This is a genomic window from Pasteurella canis, from assembly GCF_020810675.1.
Taxonomy (GTDB): domain Bacteria; phylum Pseudomonadota; class Gammaproteobacteria; order Enterobacterales; family Pasteurellaceae; genus Pasteurella; species Pasteurella canis.
On the sequence record NZ_CP085871.1, the window covers coordinates 109,169 to 133,098 of the forward strand.

The window sequence follows — 23,930 nt, forward strand, 5'->3', positions numbered from 1 at the left end:
TGAGGAAGAAATATGCCCGTATTAGTTTTTTTACATGGTTTACTTGGGACTCGAGATGATTGGCAAAAAGTCATCGAAAACTTACCGCACTTTTCTTGTATAGCCCTTGATCTTCCTTTTCATGGTCTTGCTAAACAGGAACAGGTAGAGGATTTTTCACAAACTTGTGACTATATTGCGACAAAAATAAGGAATAACATTGGCAACAAACCTTATTATTTGGTTGGTTATTCATTAGGAGGACGGATTGCGTTGTATTACGCCTTACAATATTCCAAGCCCAAAGGCGATCTAAAAGGTCTGATTTTAGAAGGTGCACATTTAGGCCTAACTACAGAACAAGAAAAGCAGGCTCGTTGGCAGCAAGATCAAGCTTGGGCTGAACGCTTTAATACACAATTACCACAAAATGTACTTAATGACTGGTATCAACAACCTGTCTTTGCTCATTTAACAGCAACAGAACGTACCAATTTAATTCAAAAAAGATCAATGCATTGTGGGAGGAATATCGCCCAAATGTTATTAGCAACCAGTTTAGCGAAACAGCCTGATTTCCGTGCTCAGTTACAGCACTCTCACTTGCCAATTCATTATTTTTGTGGCGAAAAAGACCAGAAATTTCAGCAATTAGCACGAGCAGCAAATTTAGATCTCACTGTAATTCAAAATGCAGGACATAATGCTCATCTTGAACAAAGCCAACAATTTGCAATAAATATACAAGAAAAGATTATTTTTTAATCAAGAAGATGTGTTTATTGCGACATGAAAGATGATATTTGCTGACTATTGTTATTCTTCCCATTATAATAATTATGATTTATTTGATATATCGCAATGATTAATTAATCATTTCCATTGAAAATAATCATCTCATCTAAATTCAATATCTTATGATAATTTGATAATAAGGATTTATTATCAAATTTGATTTTTTTAATTTTATCATTTTAGCTATTTTTTTGTTTTATTTTTGTTCAATTTTATATTAAACCTGGTCAGACCAGGATGGTAAAATTATTTTATTTTTTTGTAGTAAAATTTCACTCTTCGTTAAAATATGGAGATTTTATGAGAAGACATCAATATAGGAAATTAAATCCTTTCTTTTTAAGCTGTTCTACAGCATTTCTTTTAGTACATTCAACTCTCGCTCACACTAACGAGCAAAACCCATTAACCCAAGAATTGTTAAGGTTGAAAAATAAACAGCAATTTGAAAATGTCGATGAAAACTTTAAAAAAGCACAACAGTTTTTAGAAGACAAACAAACGCTAGACGAGAAAACCTTATCTATCCCAGAAGGTAGTGCCACGAGTAAATATAAAATTACCAGTATCGCGATAGACCTCGCGGGCGAGAAAGTTTCTCTTAACTTTGATGACGTGATTAATGCCTATAAAGAACAGCCACTTTCCACGAAAGTGGTTTTTCAGCTTGTGAAAGATCTGACGGAAGTATTATACCGTTCTGGCTATGTGACAAGCGCAATTGGCTTAAAAAGCACGAAAATCAAAAACGGTGATCTCGAATTTATTGTACTTTGGGGAAAAGTCAATGAGGTTCTTGTTGAAGGTGATAAACCGATGAGCTTCAGAGATAAAGCAATGGTATCAGTATTACCTAACTTACAAGGTAAAATTCTTAAAGTACATGATATTGACCAAATGATTGAAATTTTAAATACCACCAACAAAACCGCAAAAGTGAATGTGGTTGCCAGTGATGAAAAAGGTATTTCAAATTTAAATATTGAAAGACAACGTAGCATCATGCCTGATTTTACGGTTGGTTTTAATAACTCAGGGACAGAAAATAATAAGAATGGTCGTAACCAAGTTACTGCCAGTTCGTCATGGAGTGACTTATTAGGTACTAATGATAGCTGGCATTTCTCAACAGGTCATCGTCTTTATGATTACAGCCGTTTTAACAATCAGCGTAACTACTCTTTAACCTATACGCAGCCATTTTCTTTTTCAACTTTAGAATTAAAAATAGCTGAGTCAGGTTATAAAAAAGCATTAGAAGGTGCGACAGGGAGTTTTGCCTCGACGGGTAAAACACAAACCGCCGCTGCAAAACTGTCTAGTGTATTATTACGCGACAAAGAAACCATCCTCACCCTCTATGGTGAAATTGAGTTTAAAAAAAGGATAAGTTATTTCACTGATATTCTCATTGGTAATTATCACAATAATAAGCTGAATGTAGGCTTATCTTATGTGACCAATTTAGGCTACGGAAAACTCTATACTGACCTGTCTTATGCCAATGGATTACGTTGGTTTCGTGCTGATCGCTCAGCTTATGATACAGAAGGTGAAAAAACATTAAAATTATTGTCAGGAAGTATCAACTGGATCCGTCCAATATCTTTGTTTGATCGTGCAATGAATTATCAGTTGCGTATTGGTGCACAATACGGCTTTGACAGTTTATATTCAGAAAACCAATTTTCTATCGGTGATGAATATACGGTAAGAGGATTTAAAGGCGGTGCGGCATCGGGAGACAGTGGTGCATACTTATCACAGACTTTAACTGTGCCTTTCTATCCACAAAAAGTCTATCTCTCTCAAATTTCACCTTTTGTTGGTGTAGATATTGGTAAAGTTCATCTCAAACAAACGCATAAAGTCGACACATTAGCGGGCGTCGCCTTAGGAGTAAAAGCACAGATGAAATTGCTTTCGCTGTCTATGACTTATGCAAAACCACTCAATGGCGTAGGTAACGTTGAAAATCGTCATAAAAAACCCGCTTATTATTTTAGTGGCTCTATTTCATTTTAATCTGTTTTAAGTTGAAGGATTAACTTAGTATGAATAAAAATCGTTATAAACTTATTTTTAGTAAATCAAAATCTTGTCTTGTGCCTGTTGCTGAATGCATTAAGTCCGCAATGGGTAATGGTTCGTCTGACTCAGTGTCTGAATCTAGTGATGAAGCAGAAGAACCGCCGCTCAGTGATCACTATGCTTTATCGCCTGTATCACTTTCATTAAAAAGCGTATTAAATCCTGTTTCCTCAGTGATGCAATTAACTTGGAAACAATTTTCGATTTTGTTGTTGACCGTAGTCTCTGCACCGAGTTTTTCCCAAGAGGTTGGTGTAGGTAATGGTGAAAAAGCAAGGCTCACCGAGATTAATAATGGAAATAACTCTGATATTCAGTTATCAAAAACACACAATGGTAATAATAATCACAATACAAAATTACAAAAAACTGAAAACAATGTGATTGTGATTGATATTGCTAAACCAAATGACAAAGGAATTTCAGATAACCGTTTTGAAAAATTCAATATTCCAAATGGGGCAGTATTTAATAATAACGGCAGTGAAGCAGAAATGCGTTCTCAGCTAATTGGCTATATTCCGCACAATAAAAACCTTAGAGATAACGGTACGGGGCAGAAAAATGAGGCAAGTGTTATTTTAAATCAAGTAACAGGCAGCCAAGAGAGTAAAATTGCGGGGGCACTTGAAGTATTAGGTAAGAAAGCGGATATTGTGATTGCTAACCAAAATGGGATTAATTTAAATGGTGTCAGAACCATTAACTCTGATCGTTTTGTTGCAACGACTAGTAAGGAAATAGATCCTACTAAAATGATTTTAGAGGTATCTCAAGGGAAAGTCACAATTGATGTGAATGGCTTTGCTACGGATGGATTACAATATTTAGACATTATCGCTAAAACCATTGAACAAAAGCAATCTATTACTACAGAGAAAGATAAAACATCTGATACAGAGATTTCACTTATTGCCGGTAAAAGCAAGTATGATTTTAACAAGCATGAATTGATTGAAAAAAATGGTGAAAATGCAAAAGAAGGAGATATAGCCATTACTGGTGCTAGCACAGGTGCGATGCATGGTAAAAATATCAAGCTTATTGTGACCGATAAAGGCGCAGGGGTAAAACATGATGGTATTATTTTATCTGAACAAGATATTCATATTGAACTTCATGATGGAGATTTAGAGTTTGGTAATGTAGCGGAAAAAACGGCTAAAAATCTAGACAGAAAAGTACAAGCTAAGAAAAAAATCGCAGTAAAAGGCGCGAATCGCACCATTCTTGGTAGCCAAGTGAAAGCTGATGAGATCGATATTGCAACAAAAGAAACCAAAATTCGCTCAAATACTGAAGTTAGAGCTAAAAACACCAAAGTTAAGTCAGATAATAAAATTTCTCTTGAGCAAAATGCCAAGTTAGTCGCAACAAAAGTCGATGTAAAAACTGAATCACTCACTAATGATGGACGTATTTATGGTCGAGAAGTGACACTTGATGCTAATGATTTAGTCAATAATAAAGAAATTGTGGCTGAAAGTAAGCTAGCTATTAAGACAAAAGGCAAAAACATGTCGGTTTCTGAACAAGACTATGTGGCAGTTAGACTCCTAGAGTCTAGCGCCAGTTTAAAACCAGGCTTTGTCAATAAAGGGATTATCGAAAGTAAAGAAGAGGCAACACTCACCTTTAAAGAGGGAACAAGCTATCTGGTTGAGAAAGACGATAAGTTTGTTAAAGCAGGTAAAAAGCTGACAATTAATGCTGAAAATATTGAGTTTGATCAGCAGGATATTCAGCTTAGTGCCAAGATCGATATTAATGTTGAAAAGAGCTTCATTAATCGCAACAGTACTCTAGCAACAGCACAAGAACTCAATATTAATGCTAAACAAGGTAGTATTTATAATATTGGTGGCATACTTGGCTCAGCAAAATCGTTACATCTAAAAGCTGAGTCATCTAATGGACAAGGCGGTAATGTTGTTAACCAAGACGGTGGTTTGTTACATTCATTAGGGGGAATGAATTTAGAAGCGAAGTATACAGTCTATAATCTAGGCAATATCTGGGCGCATAAAAAAATCACAGTGGAAGCGCATAAACTGATTAATGATGTGCGCTTATCTGGCACAGTCACGTTTAAAGAAAATAAATTAGGTGATTTAATTAGCGGATATTTCGGTAGCGTTTTTGGCAATATAAATATTTATAATAATCGCCTTTATGAAATAAGCCAAATTGCCCAACATGGCTGGCACAATAATGTATATAAATTAAATTTGAATGTACAAGAATTAGATAAAGCGGATATTAAAGTCGAAAAAATGGGGATGATTCGTTCCGATGGCGATTTTGAGTTTAAAGCACGCAAATTAGCTTCAGGAGATCAAAAAACAGAAATCATTAACCATGGTTTAATTAATATTAAAGGTACGTTTAAATCCGATGCTGAGAAAATTACTAACCAAATGAAAGCATTTGAAGGCAATGCCCTCGAAACTGTTTTCAGAAATCCAGCAAAAATCACTTTTTATTACCAACCACTGGCGCGTTTTTTCCTGACCGCTTTGTCGGGGAATGCTTCGCGTGAATTTAATAGTTTAGAAGGTTTTCTCGATGCGCTTTTCAGTAATCAGTCGATATTAACCTCTTTTAATTATTCTGCAGAAAATTTCAATGCTTATAAGATCCTAAGCCATGTTCAACATTCAGAGATCTACCAAAAAGCGATGGCACAAGTCTTTGGTGCAGAATGGCACAGCCTTTCTTATGATGATATGAAAAAGCGTTGGCAAGATTTTAAAGACAATCCAACAAACTTTAACTACTATCCAGCCGAAAAAGCTAAAATTTTAGCGGGTAAGTTTGATGCAGCTACAGAGCAATTACATAATGGTGAACACTCACAATATGGTAGCTTTGATGGCAATATTAAAATTGATACTCATCAATTAACTTTACCACAAGTGGAATTCCGTCCTGAATTTAACAGCACAGAAAGTTTAGACGATGGAGCGATTGATCTCTCTGCTATTGCGGAATTATTAGATATGCCAAATTTATTTATTGACAGCAGTGTGCAGTTAGAGAAAGAAGGCTTAGTGTTAGAACCTTTAGATAATGGAAATGATAACTCAAGCTCAGACTCAGATACTGATTCAGATGAGGGCTCAGACACTGATTCAAGTGAGGACTCAGATTCGGCTACAGAGGAAGAAACAAAGCCACCTCGTACTGATCGAAATATTGATTATTTAAACCCAGATGAATATTTTGAAAATGGCTATTTCCTTAATGAGTTACTAAAAGAGCTTAATGAGCCAGAACTTATTGATAGTAATTATTTTAACCGAGCAAAAAATCTGATACGCCTTGATAAAAGGGATGAGGAAATTTATATAAAGAATAATTATACAGGAGAAAGAACGCCTTTATCTAATAGACTTAAAGAATTGTTCCAGCAGAAAAAAGCAAAACATGATGCTGAACGTAAACAATCACTAGAAAAATCACAGGTGATTAAAGAAAAACAACAAGCAAAACGTGTTGAACAAGATAAGCAAGAGGAAATACGCCAACAGCAAGATAAAGTCGCGAAACAAGCTGAAATTGCTAAAGAAGTAAAACAAGCAGAAGAGATTCGCGCAAAAGAAAAAGTACTGGCTGAAGAAATTAAAGTCAAAGAAGAAAAACGCAAAGAAGAAGTACGCGTAGCAGAAGAAAAACAAAAAGCCGAAAAACAGAAAAAAGCAGAAGAAAAAGCTGCACATGAAAAACGTGAAGTAGAAGCGAAACAAGCTTTTGAGCAAAATGCGCAATATGAAGCCGATGCCGCGAAAAATGCTTCATTAAAAGTGATTGATGATAACCGTCCAAAAGTGGAAACTGATCCACTGTATCGGACCAAATTAAAATACATCAACCAAGATGAATACGCAGGCGCAAATTATTTCTTCAACAAACTTGGCTTAGATACGCAAGGTACACAAAAAGTCAATGTGTTAGGTGACAACTATTTTGATCACCAATTGATCACGCGTGCGATTGAGAAAAAAGCGGATAATCGCCTTAATCAAAAATACAACCTGACAGATGTGGAGTTAGTGAAAAAACTCATGGAAAACTCTACAGAGCAGGCGAAAGCCTTAGATCTCAAATTAGGTGCGGGATTAACTAAAGAGCAACAATCTAAACTGACTGAAGACATTGTGTGGTATGTGAAAACTAATGTGAACGGTAAAGACGTGTTTGTACCACAAGTGTATTTCGCTCCAGAAACTATTGCTGAAACCAAAAAACTACAAGGTTTAGGTACTGGTGTCATTAGCGCAGGCGAAGTCAATATTAAAGCAGAAAATGTCACGAATACGGGCACTATTGCTGGTGATAAAGTGAAGATTGAAGCGAGCAATAAAATCCAAAATAAAGGTAGTATTTTAAGTACAGAAGAAACTCGCTTAGTCGGTCGTAAAGGGATTGAGAATCTGTCACGTAGTTTTGCAAACGATGAACTGGGTGTCACTGCACAACGTTCAGAAATCAAGACAGAAGGTCATCTCCATTTAGAAACGGATAAAGACGCGAGCGTTGATGTACAAGCTTCGGATATTAAAGCAAAATCTGGCTTTGTGAAAACTGGTGATGTTAATCTTAAAGATACCTACAATACTAAACATTCTTATGAGGAGACAATCCAACATGCTGGGCTCCATACTATGACTCTTGAATCAGGTGGCATGTCTGTACCGACTGTCGCTTTAGCTTCACCAGAAAGTCATTCAAAACAGGAAAGTCAAGCAACTTCTGTTGGGTCAAAGGTTGATATCGGGCAATTACACTTAGCCGTTGAAAATGATGTAAATCAAGTAGGCAGTGAGCTTAAATCTAATCGTATCAGTGGTATTGTCAAAGGCAACTATAACACCGAAGCTGGTAAAAATGTGAAGCATGTCAAACGTGAAGACTATACTTCAGGTCTCTATGGTTCGGCACATGCAAGTGGTGGTGGCACCTCTGTTCGTTATGATTATAACAGTAAAGAGGGCGGCAAAGCGGCTACTAATGTACCAACTTCTCAAACAGGCGCAGGGGTTGAATTAGGTGTTTCGCTCACGCATGAGAAAGAATCCGCGACATTATTGACGCACACTAACAGTGAATTACAAGTCGAGAGCGGTAAATTACATGTATTAGGGCATGCAGATATTGGTGGTGTTGACATTAACACTAAGATTCCTGAAAAAGCGCAAGATAAAGCTGCGCCACAAGATACTGCGGCGTCAAATAATGACAAAGCAGCTCCATCAAACACAGCAGAAGCTAACAAGCCTAGCTCAAATGAGGGGCCAATTTTCAGAACATTATCAGAGGAAGAAATTGCTGAATTAATGTCAGAAAAATCAAAAGACTATTTTGAACAGCAAGCGAAAACAGCACCTGAGCAAGGTTTTGAATTATCTGCTAAAGAAATTAAATCGACCAAACAAAAAGACGAATATACTTTAGAGTCTACAAAAACGACATTTAAAATTGGCGCAGAGGCTGAAGCACATTCAGCAGTGGCAGATCTTGTTAGCCATATAGTGAAAGAATATCGTGATGCACAAAATGGTATTAAACAAGATGGTACGGCTGCACTTCAATATGCAAGTGATGCGTTGAATATTGTCACGGGTGATTTGGCGGGAACCTCAGCGAAAGTGGCAGTTGAACGAAACCATGAAACCAAAAATGCAAAAGAAACAGGTGATATTGTCACCAAGATTGGTGGTAATGTGACGCTTTCTGCACATAGTGGTAACGTTGAACTGAGAAATGTACAAAGTGATAAAAATACTAACTTAACCTTAAAAGCCAAAGAAGATATTAATATTCTTGCAGGTGAGAAAACTCGTCAAAGTAATGAAACTGTCTCAAGACAAAAAGTGGCAACTGGCGTGAATGCAGGCTGTAGTATGATGAGTGGTGCATGTACTGCGGGTACAAGTTCTTCAATTGAGGGTAATGAAAGTTATACCTCAGAAAACAGTCTGACACATAATAATAGCTTGCTACAAGGTCAAAATATTAAGCTTGAAGCGGGGCGAGATCTTAATTTAGAAAGCTCCAACATTGAAGCAAATAATGTTGATCTAAATATAGAAGGCACAACAAATATTATCTCTAAACAAGATACCTTGCAAAAATCAACCCATGGCTTTGATTATAATTTATCTGCTGGGGTAGCACTTTCTAGTGCCACTATTGCAACACCAACAGGGAATATTGGCGCAGGTTACACCAATGAAACGGAGACGAAGAGAACGGTTAACCAACAAGCAGGCATTAAAGCGAATAAGCTGACAGGTAAAACTCAGAACTTAAATCTTGAAGCTGGTTATATTGCAAACAATGATAAGAGCGGAAACTTTAAAGTTCAAGGTAATGTAACAACGAAAGAACTGCATGATCATCATGATAAAGATGGTGGATCATTTGGTATGTCTGTTGGTATTAGTGAGCGTGGTACAACGGCATTTAACGTACGTGGTGGACGCGCAGATCAGAAACATTATAATGCGACACAGAAATCAACACTTTCTGGTGTGGATACCTCTAAAGCACAAGTATCAGGTTCAGTGAACACTAACTTAGCAAATGCGAAAGAGGTGACTCGTGATGATACTTATGCCAGCACACAATTTGCTTTTGAAGTAGGTGATCTCGCAGAGCTTGGACAAAGAGCGAAGAATAAGATCAAATCATCATCTTTAACAGGCGTACCAGATTTATCAACAGCAAATACGCGTGTAAGAAATGATGTTGATGCACCACAAACCAGAGCTCGCTCAGTAGAAACGGATGTTGATGTAAGCACACCAAAATCTCGTCTATTGGATAACACATCTGATTCAGTCACAGTGAAAAACCCAATCTATGAAAGTGCTGATTCACTTTCTAGCACACCACGTAGAAATAGCACAGACAATGACGCTGTTTCAGTGAAAAATCCAATTTATGAAAGTATTGAAAGTGTAGGGGCTACACCTCGAGCAAGAAATACTGATTCTACTGAGATGGTCGATAACCCACTTTATAGTGGTACTTTGACACCTCGTGCTAAAGCAACGACTGAGGTTGAAAACGCAACAGCGAAAGCGCATGTTTATGAAGAGATTCCATTAACGGCGAATGATACGCCTCGTAATAAACTGAATAATGATACTCATGAATATGCTGAGGTGGGTAAAGGTCCTTATAGTACTTTAGGAGATATCAATTCAGATAGAGTACGTAATAAAGTAGCTAATACTGACGATCCTACCTATGCTAAAGTGGGTCCTGAAGGTACGTATAGTAAATTAGGTGATAGCAGTTCAGATATTACTCGTAACAAGTCGCTTGCTAATGACGCTCATGAATATGCTGAAGTGGGTAAAGGCCCTTATAGTACTTTAGGGGATATCAATTCAGATAGAGCACGTAATAAAGTGGTTAATACTGACGATCCTACCTATGCTAAAGTGGGTCCTGAAGGTACATATAGTAAATTAGGTGATGAAAATGCAAGTGGCAGTCGTGTTAAACCAAACAACACGACAGAAGGCACTTACAGCACAGTTGGTGATGGACATTCAGATATTGCTCGTCGTTCAACAAATGCGCCTGAATATGCTGAAGTTCAACCAAGAACAAGACGTAGTGCAACTGATAAATTGCCAGAAATTCCAACAGCTAAATCACGTGTTACGACAGATGCTGAGGGTGTGTATTCAGAAATTAATACTGCAGGTACAAGAAGACAAGCAACTGATCCATTGCCAGAACTTCCTCAATTTGCGCAACCTAAAGCAAAAACGGATTCTGACTCCGTTGAACATATTTACGAAGATATTAGCAATTTAACCAATAAAGCAACTCGCCCATTACCGACCTTACCTAATGCTAAAGTGAGAACAGACAGTGAGGCGGAATATACCACTATTACTACAGTACCAAAAACACGTAGTGCAAAAGATGCGTTGCCAGATGTTCCAACTGGAAAAGCAAAAGTAGAGGTAGACAATGATGGTATTTATTCACAAATTTCTGATGTTGCTACAGCTCAACCAAGAATCAAATCAACAAAAGTTGAATCTGATTATGAAACAATTCCAGTTTCAGATAGTGATAGTGTCGCACCAAAAGTGGTACAACCAAGTTCAAAACGCGCTCTTACTGAAGAAGTAACATCAGTAGATACTAAAGTGCGGTCAGTTTCAGAAGAGATTTCAGATTCAGTTGTGAATAAAACTAAATCTACAACAGAAGAAATCTATTCAACACTGGATAAGAGTGTGGAAGGTCGTGCAAGAGCAAATGCGAAAGCAGATGAAACACCGCCTCTATTACCAAAACGCCTTGAGAATTTAACTGCAGAAGTTGAAACTCAAACATCAGTCAATACAGCGGGTAAAGTAACGGGTCCAGAAGCACAAGTATCAGAACAAGGCAAATTGAGAAGTCGTGTTACTGATGGCGATTATGCAACGGTAGAGGATGTTATACCGACACCAAGATCGAAAACAGATCGCCCATTACCACAAACACCAGAAGCTCAAACACAATTGAGAAATCGTGTGAAAGTTGAGGGTGACTATGCAGAAGTGGTTGATACTGTGTCGACACTAAGATCGAAAGCAGATCGTGAATTACCTAAATTACCGAATGAAGCAGTCGCAAAATCTCGTTTATCATCAGTAGAAGGGGATTATGCAGAAATTGGTAATGTAGCAAATACACCTCGCTCACAACAGCCTAAAGCGTCTGTAGAACCTCAATCTCTGTTAGCTGAAGCGAATACGAATAACAACAGTAATCGTGCGAAGAAAGTTGACATCAAAGATAACTCTACAGAATCGCCAGCAGCTGCTGCAAAAGCAGAAAAATCTTGGTTCAGTAAAGTAAAAAATTTCTTCTCGGGTAGCTCAAGTAAAGAACAGGCGAAAGCAAAAGCATCTAAAGCCGCTAAAGTAGCAGAACAAGATGCGCAGGTGGCAGCAAAACCACGCTATGATGATTTAGACGATAATATTAATCTGAAAAATCTGTTAGCGTTAGAAGATCAACGCAATGGTAACTTTGAAAATAATGTGTTGAAAAATGCGAAATTCTTAGATGAAGCAAGAGAGGCGGCGAAGAAAACGATCCCAGAAGCAACAATCAAGCAGATGGGTAACTCGCCAGAATTTGATGAAATCTTAACAGATGGTGCCCGTAAGGTAGAAAAACGTATCAATGATGCAGTGACCTTTAAACCATCAGTGGAAGAGTTCGCAGAAATTCAAGGCTTAGTGAAGAAACTGCCAAAAGGTGAAGTGATAGAGGATGTGAATATTAAAACACAAAGTATCACAGAAGCCTTAGCAGAGACCTCAAAAACGATTCAACGCAATCCGAAACTGAAAGAGGAAGTACAAGGAGCGATTGAAGAATTCTTGAAGAGCAGTCAAGGTAAAGACTTAACAGTAGAGATGATTGAGAAACTGAATCATGGATTACGTCCAGATGAAGGTAGCGATCGTCAATTGTATAAGAAAGAGACCTTAACGAAAGAAAATGCGGTGTTCTCTAGCCCAGAAGCGTCAAAAATCCAGTTAAGTGAGACAGTTGATTTTATTAATCAAGCGAAACGTCAAGGTGTAGAGCCGAGTGTAGTAGCAGGTTTAGTGTATCAACGCTTAATCGCATACCATCCATTTGCAGAAGGTAATGGTCGTATGGCGCGTGTGATTGTGAATAAATTGTTGTTAGATGGCGGTTATCCACCATTTACGAAGTTTAATTCTGACTTTGAAACACAAATTATTCCACAAACCTTGAAGTCAGCGAAATCAGCGACCAGTGCGGAAGTGGTGAAAGAGTTCTTAACAGAGTTAAGTAAGAAACCATTACCAGAGGCTTCTGGACATGCACAAAGCAAGGCACAACGCGATTTACCAGATGTACCTGAGCTACAGCAAGGAAGAAAAGTTGTTGTTGGTGAAGGGGATTATGCGGAGATTACAGAAACGGGACAAGTTGTTTCGCCACAAGTCAATGTAAAAGGGCGTACAGCTAATGAGGAATCAGTGGTTGGGTCTGCTAAAGTGAAAACGGATGAAGATCTGTATGCGACTATTGATAAGAGTCCAGAAGCGCGTGCAAGAGCGAAAGCTAGAGGTGATGAAGCAGAAGCTAAAAATCCAAAAGTGGTTGTTTCTGAAGCAGAAGAAGAGTTTGCACCATTGTTACCAATTCGTCCTGAATTGAAGGATGCAGCGGGTGGAAACAAAAAAGCCAAAGTGAAGTCGGAAGATAATGCAGGTGAGAAAACTGAAAAAGCCTCTGTCTTCCAACGTGTAAAACAATTCTTCACAGGAAGTGATTCATCTCAAGCAAAAGCATCTAAAGGGGCTAAAGCAACAGAACAAGATGCGCAGGTGGCAGCAAAACCACGCTATGATGATTTAGACGATAATATTAATCTGAAAAATCTGTTAGCGTTAGAAGATCAACGCAATGGCAACTTTGAAAATAATGTGTTGAAAAATGCGAAATTCTTAGATGAAGCAAGAGAGGCGGCGAAGAAAACGATCCCAGAAGCAACAATTAAGCAAATGGGTAACTCACCAGAATTTGATGAAATCTTAACAGATGGTGCCCGTAAGGTAGAAAAACGTATCAATGATGCAGTGACCTTTAAACCATCAGTGGAAGAGTTCGCAGAAATTCAAGGCTTAGTGAAGAAACTGCCAAAAGGTGAAGTGATAGAGGATGTGAATATTAAAACACAAAGTATCACAGAAGCCTTAGCAGAGACCTCAAAAACGATTCAACGCAATCCGAAACTGAAAGAGGAAGTACAAGGAGCGATTGAAGAATTCTTGAAGAGCAGTCAAGGTAAAGACTTAACAGTAGAGATGATTGAGAAACTGAATCATGGATTACGTCCAGATGAAGGTAGCGATCGTCAATTGTATAAGAAAGAGACCTTAACGAAAGAAAATGCGGTGTTCTCTAGCCCAGAAGCGTCAAAAATCCAGTTAAGTGAGACAGTTGATTTTATTAATCAAGCGAAACGTCAAGGTGTAGAGCCGAGTGTAGTAGCAGGTTTAGTGTATCAACGCTTAATCGCATACCATCCATTTGCAGAAGGTAATGGTCGTATGGCGCGTGTGATTGTGAATAAATTGTTGTTAGATGGCGGTTATCCACCATTTACGAAGTTTAATTCTGACTTTGAAACACAAATTATTCCACAAACCTTGAAGTCAGCGAAATCAGCGACCAGTGCGGAAGTGGTGAAAGAGTTCTTAACAGAGTTAAGTAAGAAACCATTACCAGAGGCTTCTGGACATGCACAAAGCAAGGCACAACGCGATTTACCAGATGTACCTGAGCTACAGCAAGGAAGAAAAGTTGTTGTTGGTGAAGGGGATTATGCGGAGATTACAGAAACGGGACAAGTTGTTTCGCCACAAGTCAATGTAAAAGGGCGTACAGCTAATGAGGAATCAGTGGTTGGGTCTGCTAAAGTGAAAACGGATGAAGATCTGTATGCGACTATTGATAAGAGTCCAGAAGCGCGTGCAAGAGCGAAAGCAAGAAGTGACGAGGCTGCAGCGAAAAATGTCATTGTGAAAAAAGCGGTAGAGGATTCTGATATTGCGCCAGCATTACCACCGCGCCCGAGTGAGTTTAGTTCAACAGTTGAAAGTACTGCTGTATCTAAAGCGCCAGCGAAGGAAAAACCACCTGTTGCACCAAAACCAAAAGTGAAAGTCATTGTTGAAAATGATGCTGATGGTGTGGCAAAAACACGTGTCGTGGTTCAACCAGAAGTTGCTGATGGTCCGCAGTTAAAATCTCGTCAAGTTACGAATAGTGATTATGCTGAAATTGTAGATGGTGTACCACAACTACAACCGAGAGCAAAAGCACGTCAAACTGCTGAGAGTGATTATGAAGATATTGATACTTTCGTTAACACTCAATCGACTGCGAAAACACGTACTACAGAAGAGGCTGCTGTACCAAATAAACTAAAAGTTGATGATGGTTTGTATGCAACTGTAGATAAGAGTCCAGAAGCTTTAGCCAAAGCAAAAGCAAGAGGTGATGAGGCAGCAGCTGCACAAGCGGCGACAAGAAAAGTACAAGTAGAAGATGAACTACCTCCAGCATTACCAAAACGTTCTTCTGATTTAACAGAGGATGATCATGCAAGTACACAAGGTACAGCTGAGCGTCAATTCAGAAGTTTACCAGTAGAAGTAGAGGCAGCCGATGCAGTGAGTACATCTCAAGCGCCAGCTAAAGCAAAACCTGTCAGTGAGCGTATTCAACAAAAAGAGTTAGTTGAGCAATCACGTGGTGTATTAAAACAAGTTCAAGACCAATTCCAACCATTAAAAGTGAAGCACAAAATTGATGCTGTTCGCTCTTCAGTAGAAGAATATGGTGGTGAGGTAACTTTTAAGTATGCCCAATCTAAAGGTGAAGTCTATAAAGAAATTGTGAAGCACTTGGAAACACAACATGGTGTGTGTGAATCTACTTGTGCGCATTGGATCGCGAAGAAAGTTGATCCTCAAGATGATAATTTCTGGACAAGCTTATATGAAGGCGGTCAAAAAGGACACTTGAAGAAAGAGGCTATTGATTCTATTAAGAAATTACAAACAGAATTTATTAATAGCGGTAGTGCAACGCAACAATTTAAATTGACGGATAGCTGGTTACAAGAACAAGGCGTTGTACCAAAAGAGAAAAAATTTGGTAACTTAAGTCGTCGTGATGAAGTTGCGGGTACAGTGTCTAAAACAGATGTCTCTGCCTTATCAAAAGCAATTTTAGATACAGGTAATGAAACGTCGGCTGTGAAGAAAATTTCGATTAATCTTGAGGGAGGATCTCATACTGTTTCGGCCGCAATTCAAGGACAAAAAGTAGTGTTCTTTGATCCAAACTTTGGTGAAATGACTTTCCCTACTCATCAAAAATTTGATAAGTGGTTAAAAGAAGCATTCTGGGATAAGAGTGGTTATGCAGGTAAGAACGAAGGAAAACGTTTCTTCAATGTCGTTAACTATGAATTACCAGCAAAAGCCTCAGACAGTAATGTTGGCAAAGTTAAAGCAACAACTGAAGCAAATGATGTGAATTTCAAAGCAAGAACATCTTCAAATTCTGAAGCAAGTTCAACTGAAAGTGCAATTCAAATCAGAAAAGATGCAGTAAGTGGTGAAAGCTATGTAACGAAAGATAATGTAGTGACAGCGATAACGAATACTCAGTATATTCCAAAACCAGTTTCTGATGTTGATGCTCAATTTGAGAAAGTTAGACAAAAAGCAAAATCTGCGGACAGTGCAAAAGAAGCTGAGAGAAAATTAGCTCTTATTGCAAAAGAAGCGAAAAACCTTCCAAAAGAGCATTTATTAAAAGCAACAGATGAGCTTGTCAATGGCATGAGTACGGAAGATAGACGTGCTTTAAGACAACAAGAGCATAAAGCAGGAGCAGTATTGCCGACTAACAATGTAATAAAAGGTTTCGAGGGAAAAAACGTCAAGAATATGGGCAAAATTCTTAAAAATGTCCAATTTGACGAAGGCTATGTAGAAACAAGAAAACAAATCAATGAGAAGATTGTTGAAAAATTAGATTCAAACAAAGAATTCCATGATTTGATGAAAGGGAAACTTTCTGGTAACGAAGAAGGTATTCGTAAATTGTTTGATATAGTTGAAACTGCGAAACGTGAGTCTCTTAAAGAGGTAACAGGTATTGAGGGGACAAAAGCGAAATTAGAATTAAATACTAAAAATGGTCCACTCTCTATGGGGCAGGGGTATTATGCTAATGATGAAGTACATATGAACTCGACACCGATTGCAAGTTTCTTAAGAAGTAAGAAACGCAATAACCAAGAGATTCTTGATACTATTCTTCATGAGTTAACGCATCATGATCAAGCGCAGATCACTAAAAATAAATATGATGCAAATCTTCCTGACAACTTGAAAAAAGATGCTAATTTACTGGCTCTCAATGAAAACTATTATATTGATGCGGATGTATCGAATTTCGGGGCTTATAAGCAACAGCCATTGGAAAGAGAAGCATTCAGCTCGGGTCATAGTTTGAGTAAAGAGCTAGGTAAGTTGGTAGAGAGAGGCTATCAAGGTAAAGTTCAAGAAATTGAAACTATTGAGCATCTACCGAATAAACTGAATAATCTTGAGTCACCAAGAGAAGCGCAGGCAAGCTTAGGGGACAATGCATTGATCTACGGATTGCAACAAGGGCGAAAAGAATTAATTGCGAAAGCCAATGCTGCAGATGCTGAAGGTAAAAATGCGATTTTAGCTGACAGCTATATTGGTAAATTAAACTTAGGTTTTGAATTTGCACAATTAAGCTCATTTGCAAAACAAGTTAAATCAGGCAATGTGACTGAACAAGACATTCAAGAAATTGCTTCATTTAATGAGCCAACAGCAAAACTTGCACGTAGAGATGATTCAAAAAATCGTATTAATGATGCCAATATTGAAGATAATCAACGTATTATTCGCGAACTCATTAAAAATGAGAACGCAGTAGATGCCTTGAAGCGAATTGCGACGCTGACTGATCAAGAGCAGAGTATGTATGATGCTTTGAGAAAGAATGATAAGTTCGATATGGAAGAGCTTCAAGAGTCTTCAAATTATACGACAGCAGAAAATAGTGCTATTCGTGAATATAAGAACACACAAAATGCGTTAAATGATGCAAGAATGGATTTCTTTGCTGAGAAAACCAAATTTATTGCTAAAGAAACGCTAGAACGTGGTGGTCAGCTTTACTTCGCTTTAGATGGTCTTGCAACAGATACAATGACTTTTAGAGCAAATACGAAAATTGATTTGAATCGTTTAAAAGAAGTATTTGATCCGAATAATCCGCATTATGACTCTGTGACTTCAAGAGAGTTAAGATATTTGTATGAAAATTACAAAGATCACCCTAACTTGAAATTTACTATTAAAGATCATGTTATTGAGAATCCATTCAAAACATTAGAGATTCCAACAACAGAAAATACAGTATCTTCAAGTGAGCAAAATACGGTCTATAAAAAACAATTATTGCCTAGTTTATTTAAACGTAAAGTAAAATCAGATGGACCGAAAATTGAACACTTAGGAGGTAGCACAGAAAAAGATGCGTTTTATTTCCCATTAGATAAGATCGTGACAAAAGATCGTGGTATTTCGAAGGATATGAAAGTAAATATGGAAAATATTAAGAAAGCGTTCAATCCAAGAGATAAACACTACGATAGCGTAGAAGCGAGAAATCTAAGAGCATTGTATGAACAGGATCCTACTATGTCTTCTACTCGATTTGTGATTGGTAACCAAGTGATTGAAAATCCATTCAAATCGCCTGAGTTACAGGACTATATCAAGAAGCATCATGTTAGTTCTCCTGTTGCAGTGAAAACAGCTAAACCTTTACCGGCATTACCAAAAACGGAAAGTAAAGAACAAACTGTTCAGAAAGTACAGCAAACAGTGCCTAAAAAACCTGTGCAGCCGCCGAAACCAAAAGCGGAAAAAGTGGTTGATCCAAATGCGATTTATGCACAAGTAAATAAAAATAGGAAAACAGCTGAAGTAGAGGGTTTTTATCCTGAATCACAACTAAGAACGCGCAGTGATAAAATTGTCGAGCAAGTGAGTCATGTTCCAACAACTGAACCAACTTATGCTGACTTACAATTTTCTCATAAAACAAACCGTGTTCAGTCACAAAGTGAGAATGAAGTGATTTATGATAAAGTTGCTGCACCTGTAAAAGGGACATCACCAAAAACAACAGCAAAACCTCAAAAGCCTCAAAAACCATTGAGCAAGGGGATTATTCCTGAATCACAACTCAAAACGAGAAGTGATAAAATTGCTGAGCAAGTGAGTCGTGTACCAACGACAGAACCTACTTATGCAGAATTGCAATTTGTGAATAAGCCAGCGGCTAAACATGAGACTCCAAAAGACGTTGTCTATGAGGAGGTGGCGACTAAAGGAAAAAGTAAAAATGCTAAACCTTTAACTAAGCCACAAAAACCTAAGCAGCAATTGAACAAAGGAATTATTCCTGAATCACAGCTAAGAACTAGAAGTGATAAAATGGCTGAGCAGGTGAGTCATGTCCCAACAACTGAACCTGTGTATGCAGATATACAATTTCCTGCTTCAAGTAAAACTCAACGAGCAGTCGTTTCTCCGCAAGAAACTATTTACGAGGAAGTTGGAAAAAGAGCACAGGAAGAACCTATTTATCAGAACGTAATTAGACAAGGAGTAAATAATAAATAGTCTATTTTTCAAAAAATAAGTAACACATATTAAAGGGGCTCATTATGAGCCCCTATTTTATTGGTGAATATTAAGTTGATTTATTTTATAAAAACTGAGGATGATAAGTATCACACAAAACGGCGAAGCAATTTGTATAACTTACACCGTATTTTTCTATGAAGTAGTTGGATACTATAAATACGTAAAAGAATCATAGTGGGTATTTATTTATAATAAAATCCCTGTATTTGTGATGTGGAAAATACAGGGATTAATGAAATGATTAAATTGTCGAGTAACAGGTTAGTAACTATTCATCCATATAACCTAAGCTGCGTAACGCGCGTTCATCATCGGCCCAGCCTGACTTGACTTTCACCCAAAGTTCTAAATGTACTTTGTTATCAAATAGGCGTTCCATATCTGCACGAGCTTCTATTCCAATCTGTTTTATTTTTTGTCCTTTATTACCAATCACCATTTTTTTTTGCCCATCACGTTCAACCAAAATCAATCCATTGATTTCATAGGTTCCACGTTCATTGAGTTTGAATTGCTCAATTTCTACAGTGACAGAATAGGGTAGTTCATCTCCAGTAAAACGCATGAGTTTTTCTCGAATAATCTCAGATGCCATAAAGCGTTGTGAACGATCTGTCACATACTCCTCTGGAAAATGATGCTCACCCTCACGTAATGAATTGCGGACGATTTTTTCAAGCTCATCGACATTTTTACCCTTTTCAGCAGAAATAGGCACTACATGTGCAAAATCGAATTTCGCAGTAAGATCTGTGATAAAAGGCAACATATCTTCTTTATTTTTAATATTATCAATTTTGTTAATAGCTAATACCACAGGTGTTTTGGTTGCACGGAGCTTATTTAGTACCATCTCATCATCTTCAGTCCAATGAGTGCCATCGACAACAAAGATAATTAAATCCACATCACCAATAGCGCTGCTCGCTGCACGATTCATCAATCGATTAATTGCACGCTTTTCTTCAATATGTAAACCAGGCGTATCTACATAAATAGCTTGATAGGCTCCTTCAGTATGGATGCCAACGATACGATGACGTGTAGTTTGAGCTTTACGTGATGTAATCGAAATTTTTTGCCCTAAGATTTTATTAAGTAAAGTAGATTTACCAACATTAGGTCGCCCAACAATTGCGATAAAGCCACAATATGTTTGTTGATTATCGATTGAAATTGTTTCTGTCATTTGTTTTCCAGTTCTTGTAAGAGGTTTTCTGCTGCCGCTTGTTCTGCTTTACGGCGGCTGGAGCCGACACCAATGAAAGTACGGTCAATATTTTGAATAGTACATTCAACAGTAAATGTTTGGCAATGTGCTTCGCCTTTTATATCAATTACATTATAAGTTGGTAGTGGTAAATGTTTCCCTTGCAAATACTCTTGTAAACGTGTTTTCGGATCTTTTTGATTATCGCCTGGTTTAATTTGATTTAACAGTTCTTTGTACCAATTTTGGACTATTTCACTTGTGATTTCGAGACTACTATCTAATGATATCGCACCAATAATAGCCTCAACACAGTCTGCTAAGATGGATTCGCGACGAAATCCGCCACTTTTCAATTCACCAGGTCCTAATGCCATATAATCACCGAGCTCAAATTGGCGTGCTAAACTTGCAAGTGTCGGTTCACGTACTAGGGTTGCACGCATACGGCTTAATTCACCTTCATTACATTTAGGGAATTGGTGATATAAAGCTTCTGCAATGATAAAATTTAAAATAGCATCGCCCAAAAACTCTAGACGTTCATTATGTTTAACTGCAGCACTGCGATGGGTTAATGCCTGTTTTAACCAAGTAATTTGATTAAATTGATAACCAATTTTTTTTTGTAAACGTTCTAAATTTTGATTCATTCTTTATTACTTAATTTCTGTGAATAAGCGTTCAAATCGAATACCTGTTGGCCACTCATCTTGTTTTTTATCTAAGCTTAACCAAATATAACTTGCTTTACCAACAATGTTTTTTTCTGGTACGAATCCCCAAAAACGACTATCTTCACTGTTATTACGATTATCGCCCATCACAAAATATTCCCCTTCAGGTACAACCCATTCAGTGATACCATTTTCTTTTGAGCGATAGGCTTTGTAGCGGAATCCTTCATTTGCAATTTCTTCGGGGTTTGGGTACCAGTGAATTTGATGTACGACATCTCCTGTTTCTGTTGTTTCTAATGGACTTGGACCATATAAATATTCACCTTTATGATTACGTCCGATAATGAAATTAAATTCAGGGTTTTCAATAGGTTGGCTATAAGTAAATGTTCTAGTAATACAATCAAATGTACATTCTTTTCCATCTTTAGCATAAGTGAGTGCTAATTGACGAGTGTATTCATTATATTGAACTTTATCACCAGGTGTACCAATTATTCGTTTAATATAATCTATGTTAGGTTGGAGTGGTGCTTTAAATACAATAATATCACCTCGTTCAGGTTTACCTGTTTCGATCAATGTATGCTGAAACACAGGATCTTTAATGCCATAGGCATATTTTTTGACCACTAAAAAGTCACCAATACGCAAAGTTGGTTCCATCGATGAAGAGGGAATTTGGAATGGTTCAAATAAAAATGAACGTAAAATTAATACAAAAGCAAGCACAGGAAAGAGCGAAGAAATAAATTCAGATCCTTCTGAAATAGGCTCGATTTTTGCTTTTTCTTCTTCGGTTAATGCTTGTCCTGAACGTTGTTCAGCACGTGCAATTTGTCTCGCTCGTTTGGGTAATACTGTAAAGCGGTGGTAACACCATAAAATCCCAGAGATGAGAGTGAAAATAATCAGTAAAATAGAAAATGTATTTGGTAATGTAAAGTAATCTAATACTTTCCAGAGACCAAATCCAACAGCCAATAAAATGATGAGAAATAAGTTAGACATAATAGTTCCTTATTTATCTTTTCCAACATGTAAAATAGCTAAAAATGCTTCTTGAGGTACTTCAACATTACCTAACGATTTCATTCTCTTTTTACCTTCTTTCTGTTTTTGTAACAGTTTTTTCTTACGACTGACATCACCACCGTAACATTTTGCTAATACGTTCTTACGTAATTGTTTTACTGTTGAACGAGCAATAATGTGGTTACCAATTGCAGCTTGAATCGCAATATCAAATTGTTGGCGAGGGATTAACTCACGCATTTTTTCTACTAATTCACGACCGCGATATTGTGCATTGTCTTTATGTACGATAAGAGCAAGTGCGTCAACACGCTCACCATTAATCATAATATCGACACGTACCATATCAGCCGCTTGGAATCGTTTAAAACCATAATCTAATGAAGCGTAACCACGAGAAGTAGATTTTAAACGGTCAAAGAAATCAAGGACGACTTCTCCCATTGGAATTTCATATGTCAACGCAACTTGGTTGCCGTGGTAAACCATATTGGTTTGTACGCCACGTTTTTCGACACATAATGTAATCACATTACCCAAGTAATTTTGTGGTAATAACATATTACATTCTGCGATCGGCTCACGAATTTCTGCAATATTGTTTAATGGCGGTAGTTTAGATGGACTATCCACATATAATACTTCACCACTTGTTAGCTCCACTTCATATACAACAGTTGGGGCTGTTGTAATTAAGTCTAAATCATATTCGCGTTCTAAACGCTCTTGGATGATTTCCATATGTAATAAACCTAGGAAACCACAACGGAAGCCAAAACCAAGTGCGGTTGAGTTTTCTGGCTCGTAGAATAGAGAGGCATCATTTAAACTTAGTTTGCCTAATGCATCACGAAAAGCCTCGTAATCATCAGAGCTAATTGGGAATAAACCTGCGTAAACTTGTGGCTTGACTTTTTTAAAGCCTGGCAAGACGGATGTAGCAGGATTATTGTGTAAAGTTAAAGTATCGCCTACAGGCGCGCCTAAAATATCTTTAATTGCACAAACTACCCAGCCTACTTCACCACAGTTTAAAACGGTTGTGTCTACTTGTTTTGGTGTGAAGATACCGAGGCGATCGACATTGTAAGATTGCCCAGTTGACATGACTTTAATTTTATCACCCTTACGTAAGGTACCATTTTTTATACGTACTAAAGAAACTACACCTAAATAGTTATCAAACCAAGAGTCAATAATTAATGCTTGTAAGGGGGCAGTTGAATCTCCTTCTGGTGCGGGAATTTTATGAACGATTTCTTCTAAGACATTTTCAATGCCCAGTCCTGTTTTTGCAGAACAACGTACCGCTTCCATCGCGTCAATACCAACAATATCCTCAATTTCTTCTGCAACACGTTCAGGATCTGCTGCAGGTAAATCAATTTTATTTAAAATTGGTACAACCTCTAAGTTCATTTCTATTGCAGTGTAACAGTTAGCAAGTGTTTGAGCTTCTACACCTTGTCCAGCATCTACAACCAGTAGCGCACCTTCACAAGCAGCTAGTGAACGAGAAACTTCATAAGAAAAGTCAACATGTCCAGGTGTATCAATAAAGTTTAGCTGGTATGTTTCACCATCTTTTGCTTTGTAGTTCAAGGTTACACTTTGTGCTTTGATCGTAATACCTCGCTCACGCTCTAGATCCATTGAGTCTAGAACTTGGGCTTCCATCTCGCGATCAGATAACCCTCCACAAGTTTGGATTAAGCGATCAGATAATGTTGATTTGCCATGGTCAATGTGTGCAATAATTGAAAAGTTACGTATATTTTTCATATTTGAATCAATTTTATT

7 protein-coding genes are annotated in these 23,930 nt (G+C 37.6%); 3 read left to right on the forward strand and 4 right to left on the reverse strand.

The window, feature by feature from the left end:
- Positions 1-12 precede the first annotated feature (12 nt).
- The 3 genes from menH to K7G93_RS00555 all read left to right on the forward strand — a co-directional run bounded on the left by menH (position 13) and on the right by K7G93_RS00555 (position 19,181).
- Positions 13-744, forward strand: a complete 732-nt coding sequence (menH, locus tag K7G93_RS00545) for a 2-succinyl-6-hydroxy-2,4-cyclohexadiene-1-carboxylate synthase (protein ID WP_228400393.1) — start codon at positions 13-15, stop codon at positions 742-744.
- A gap of 330 nt (positions 745-1,074) precedes the next feature.
- A complete protein-coding gene (locus K7G93_RS00550) occupies positions 1,075-2,799 on the forward strand; it encodes a ShlB/FhaC/HecB family hemolysin secretion/activation protein (protein ID WP_228400394.1) in 1,725 nt (574 codons plus the stop codon).
- A gap of 29 nt (positions 2,800-2,828) precedes the next feature.
- Positions 2,829-19,181, forward strand: a complete 16,353-nt coding sequence (locus tag K7G93_RS00555) for a YopT-type cysteine protease domain-containing protein (RefSeq protein ID WP_228400395.1) — start codon at positions 2,829-2,831, stop codon at positions 19,179-19,181.
- Positions 19,182-19,473: 292 nt separating this feature from the next.
- Here the strand turns inward: K7G93_RS00555 and era are convergent, their stop codons facing one another.
- From era to lepA, 4 genes are read right to left on the reverse strand one after another with little or no spacing between them, the layout of a single operon-like run.
- Complete coding sequence (gene era / locus K7G93_RS00560; RefSeq protein ID WP_049216505.1) at positions 19,474-20,394, reverse strand: GTPase Era; 921 nt, start codon at positions 20,392-20,394, stop codon at positions 19,474-19,476.
- The gene (rnc, locus tag K7G93_RS00565; protein ID WP_115322346.1) at positions 20,391-21,068 is read right to left on the reverse strand and encodes a ribonuclease III; all 678 of its coding nucleotides are present in this window, start codon (positions 21,066-21,068) and stop codon (positions 20,391-20,393) included. Before rnc ends, era begins: the two co-directional genes overlap by 4 nt.
- 6 nt (positions 21,069-21,074) lie before the next feature.
- Positions 21,075-22,106, reverse strand: a complete 1,032-nt coding sequence (gene lepB, locus K7G93_RS00570; protein ID WP_049216503.1) for a signal peptidase I — start codon at positions 22,104-22,106, stop codon at positions 21,075-21,077.
- Between the two features lie 9 nt (positions 22,107-22,115).
- Positions 22,116-23,912: a translation elongation factor 4 gene (lepA, locus tag K7G93_RS00575; protein WP_226690379.1), complete on the reverse strand. Its 1,797-nt coding sequence runs from the start codon at positions 23,910-23,912 to the stop codon at positions 22,116-22,118.
- Positions 23,913-23,930 lie beyond the last annotated feature (18 nt).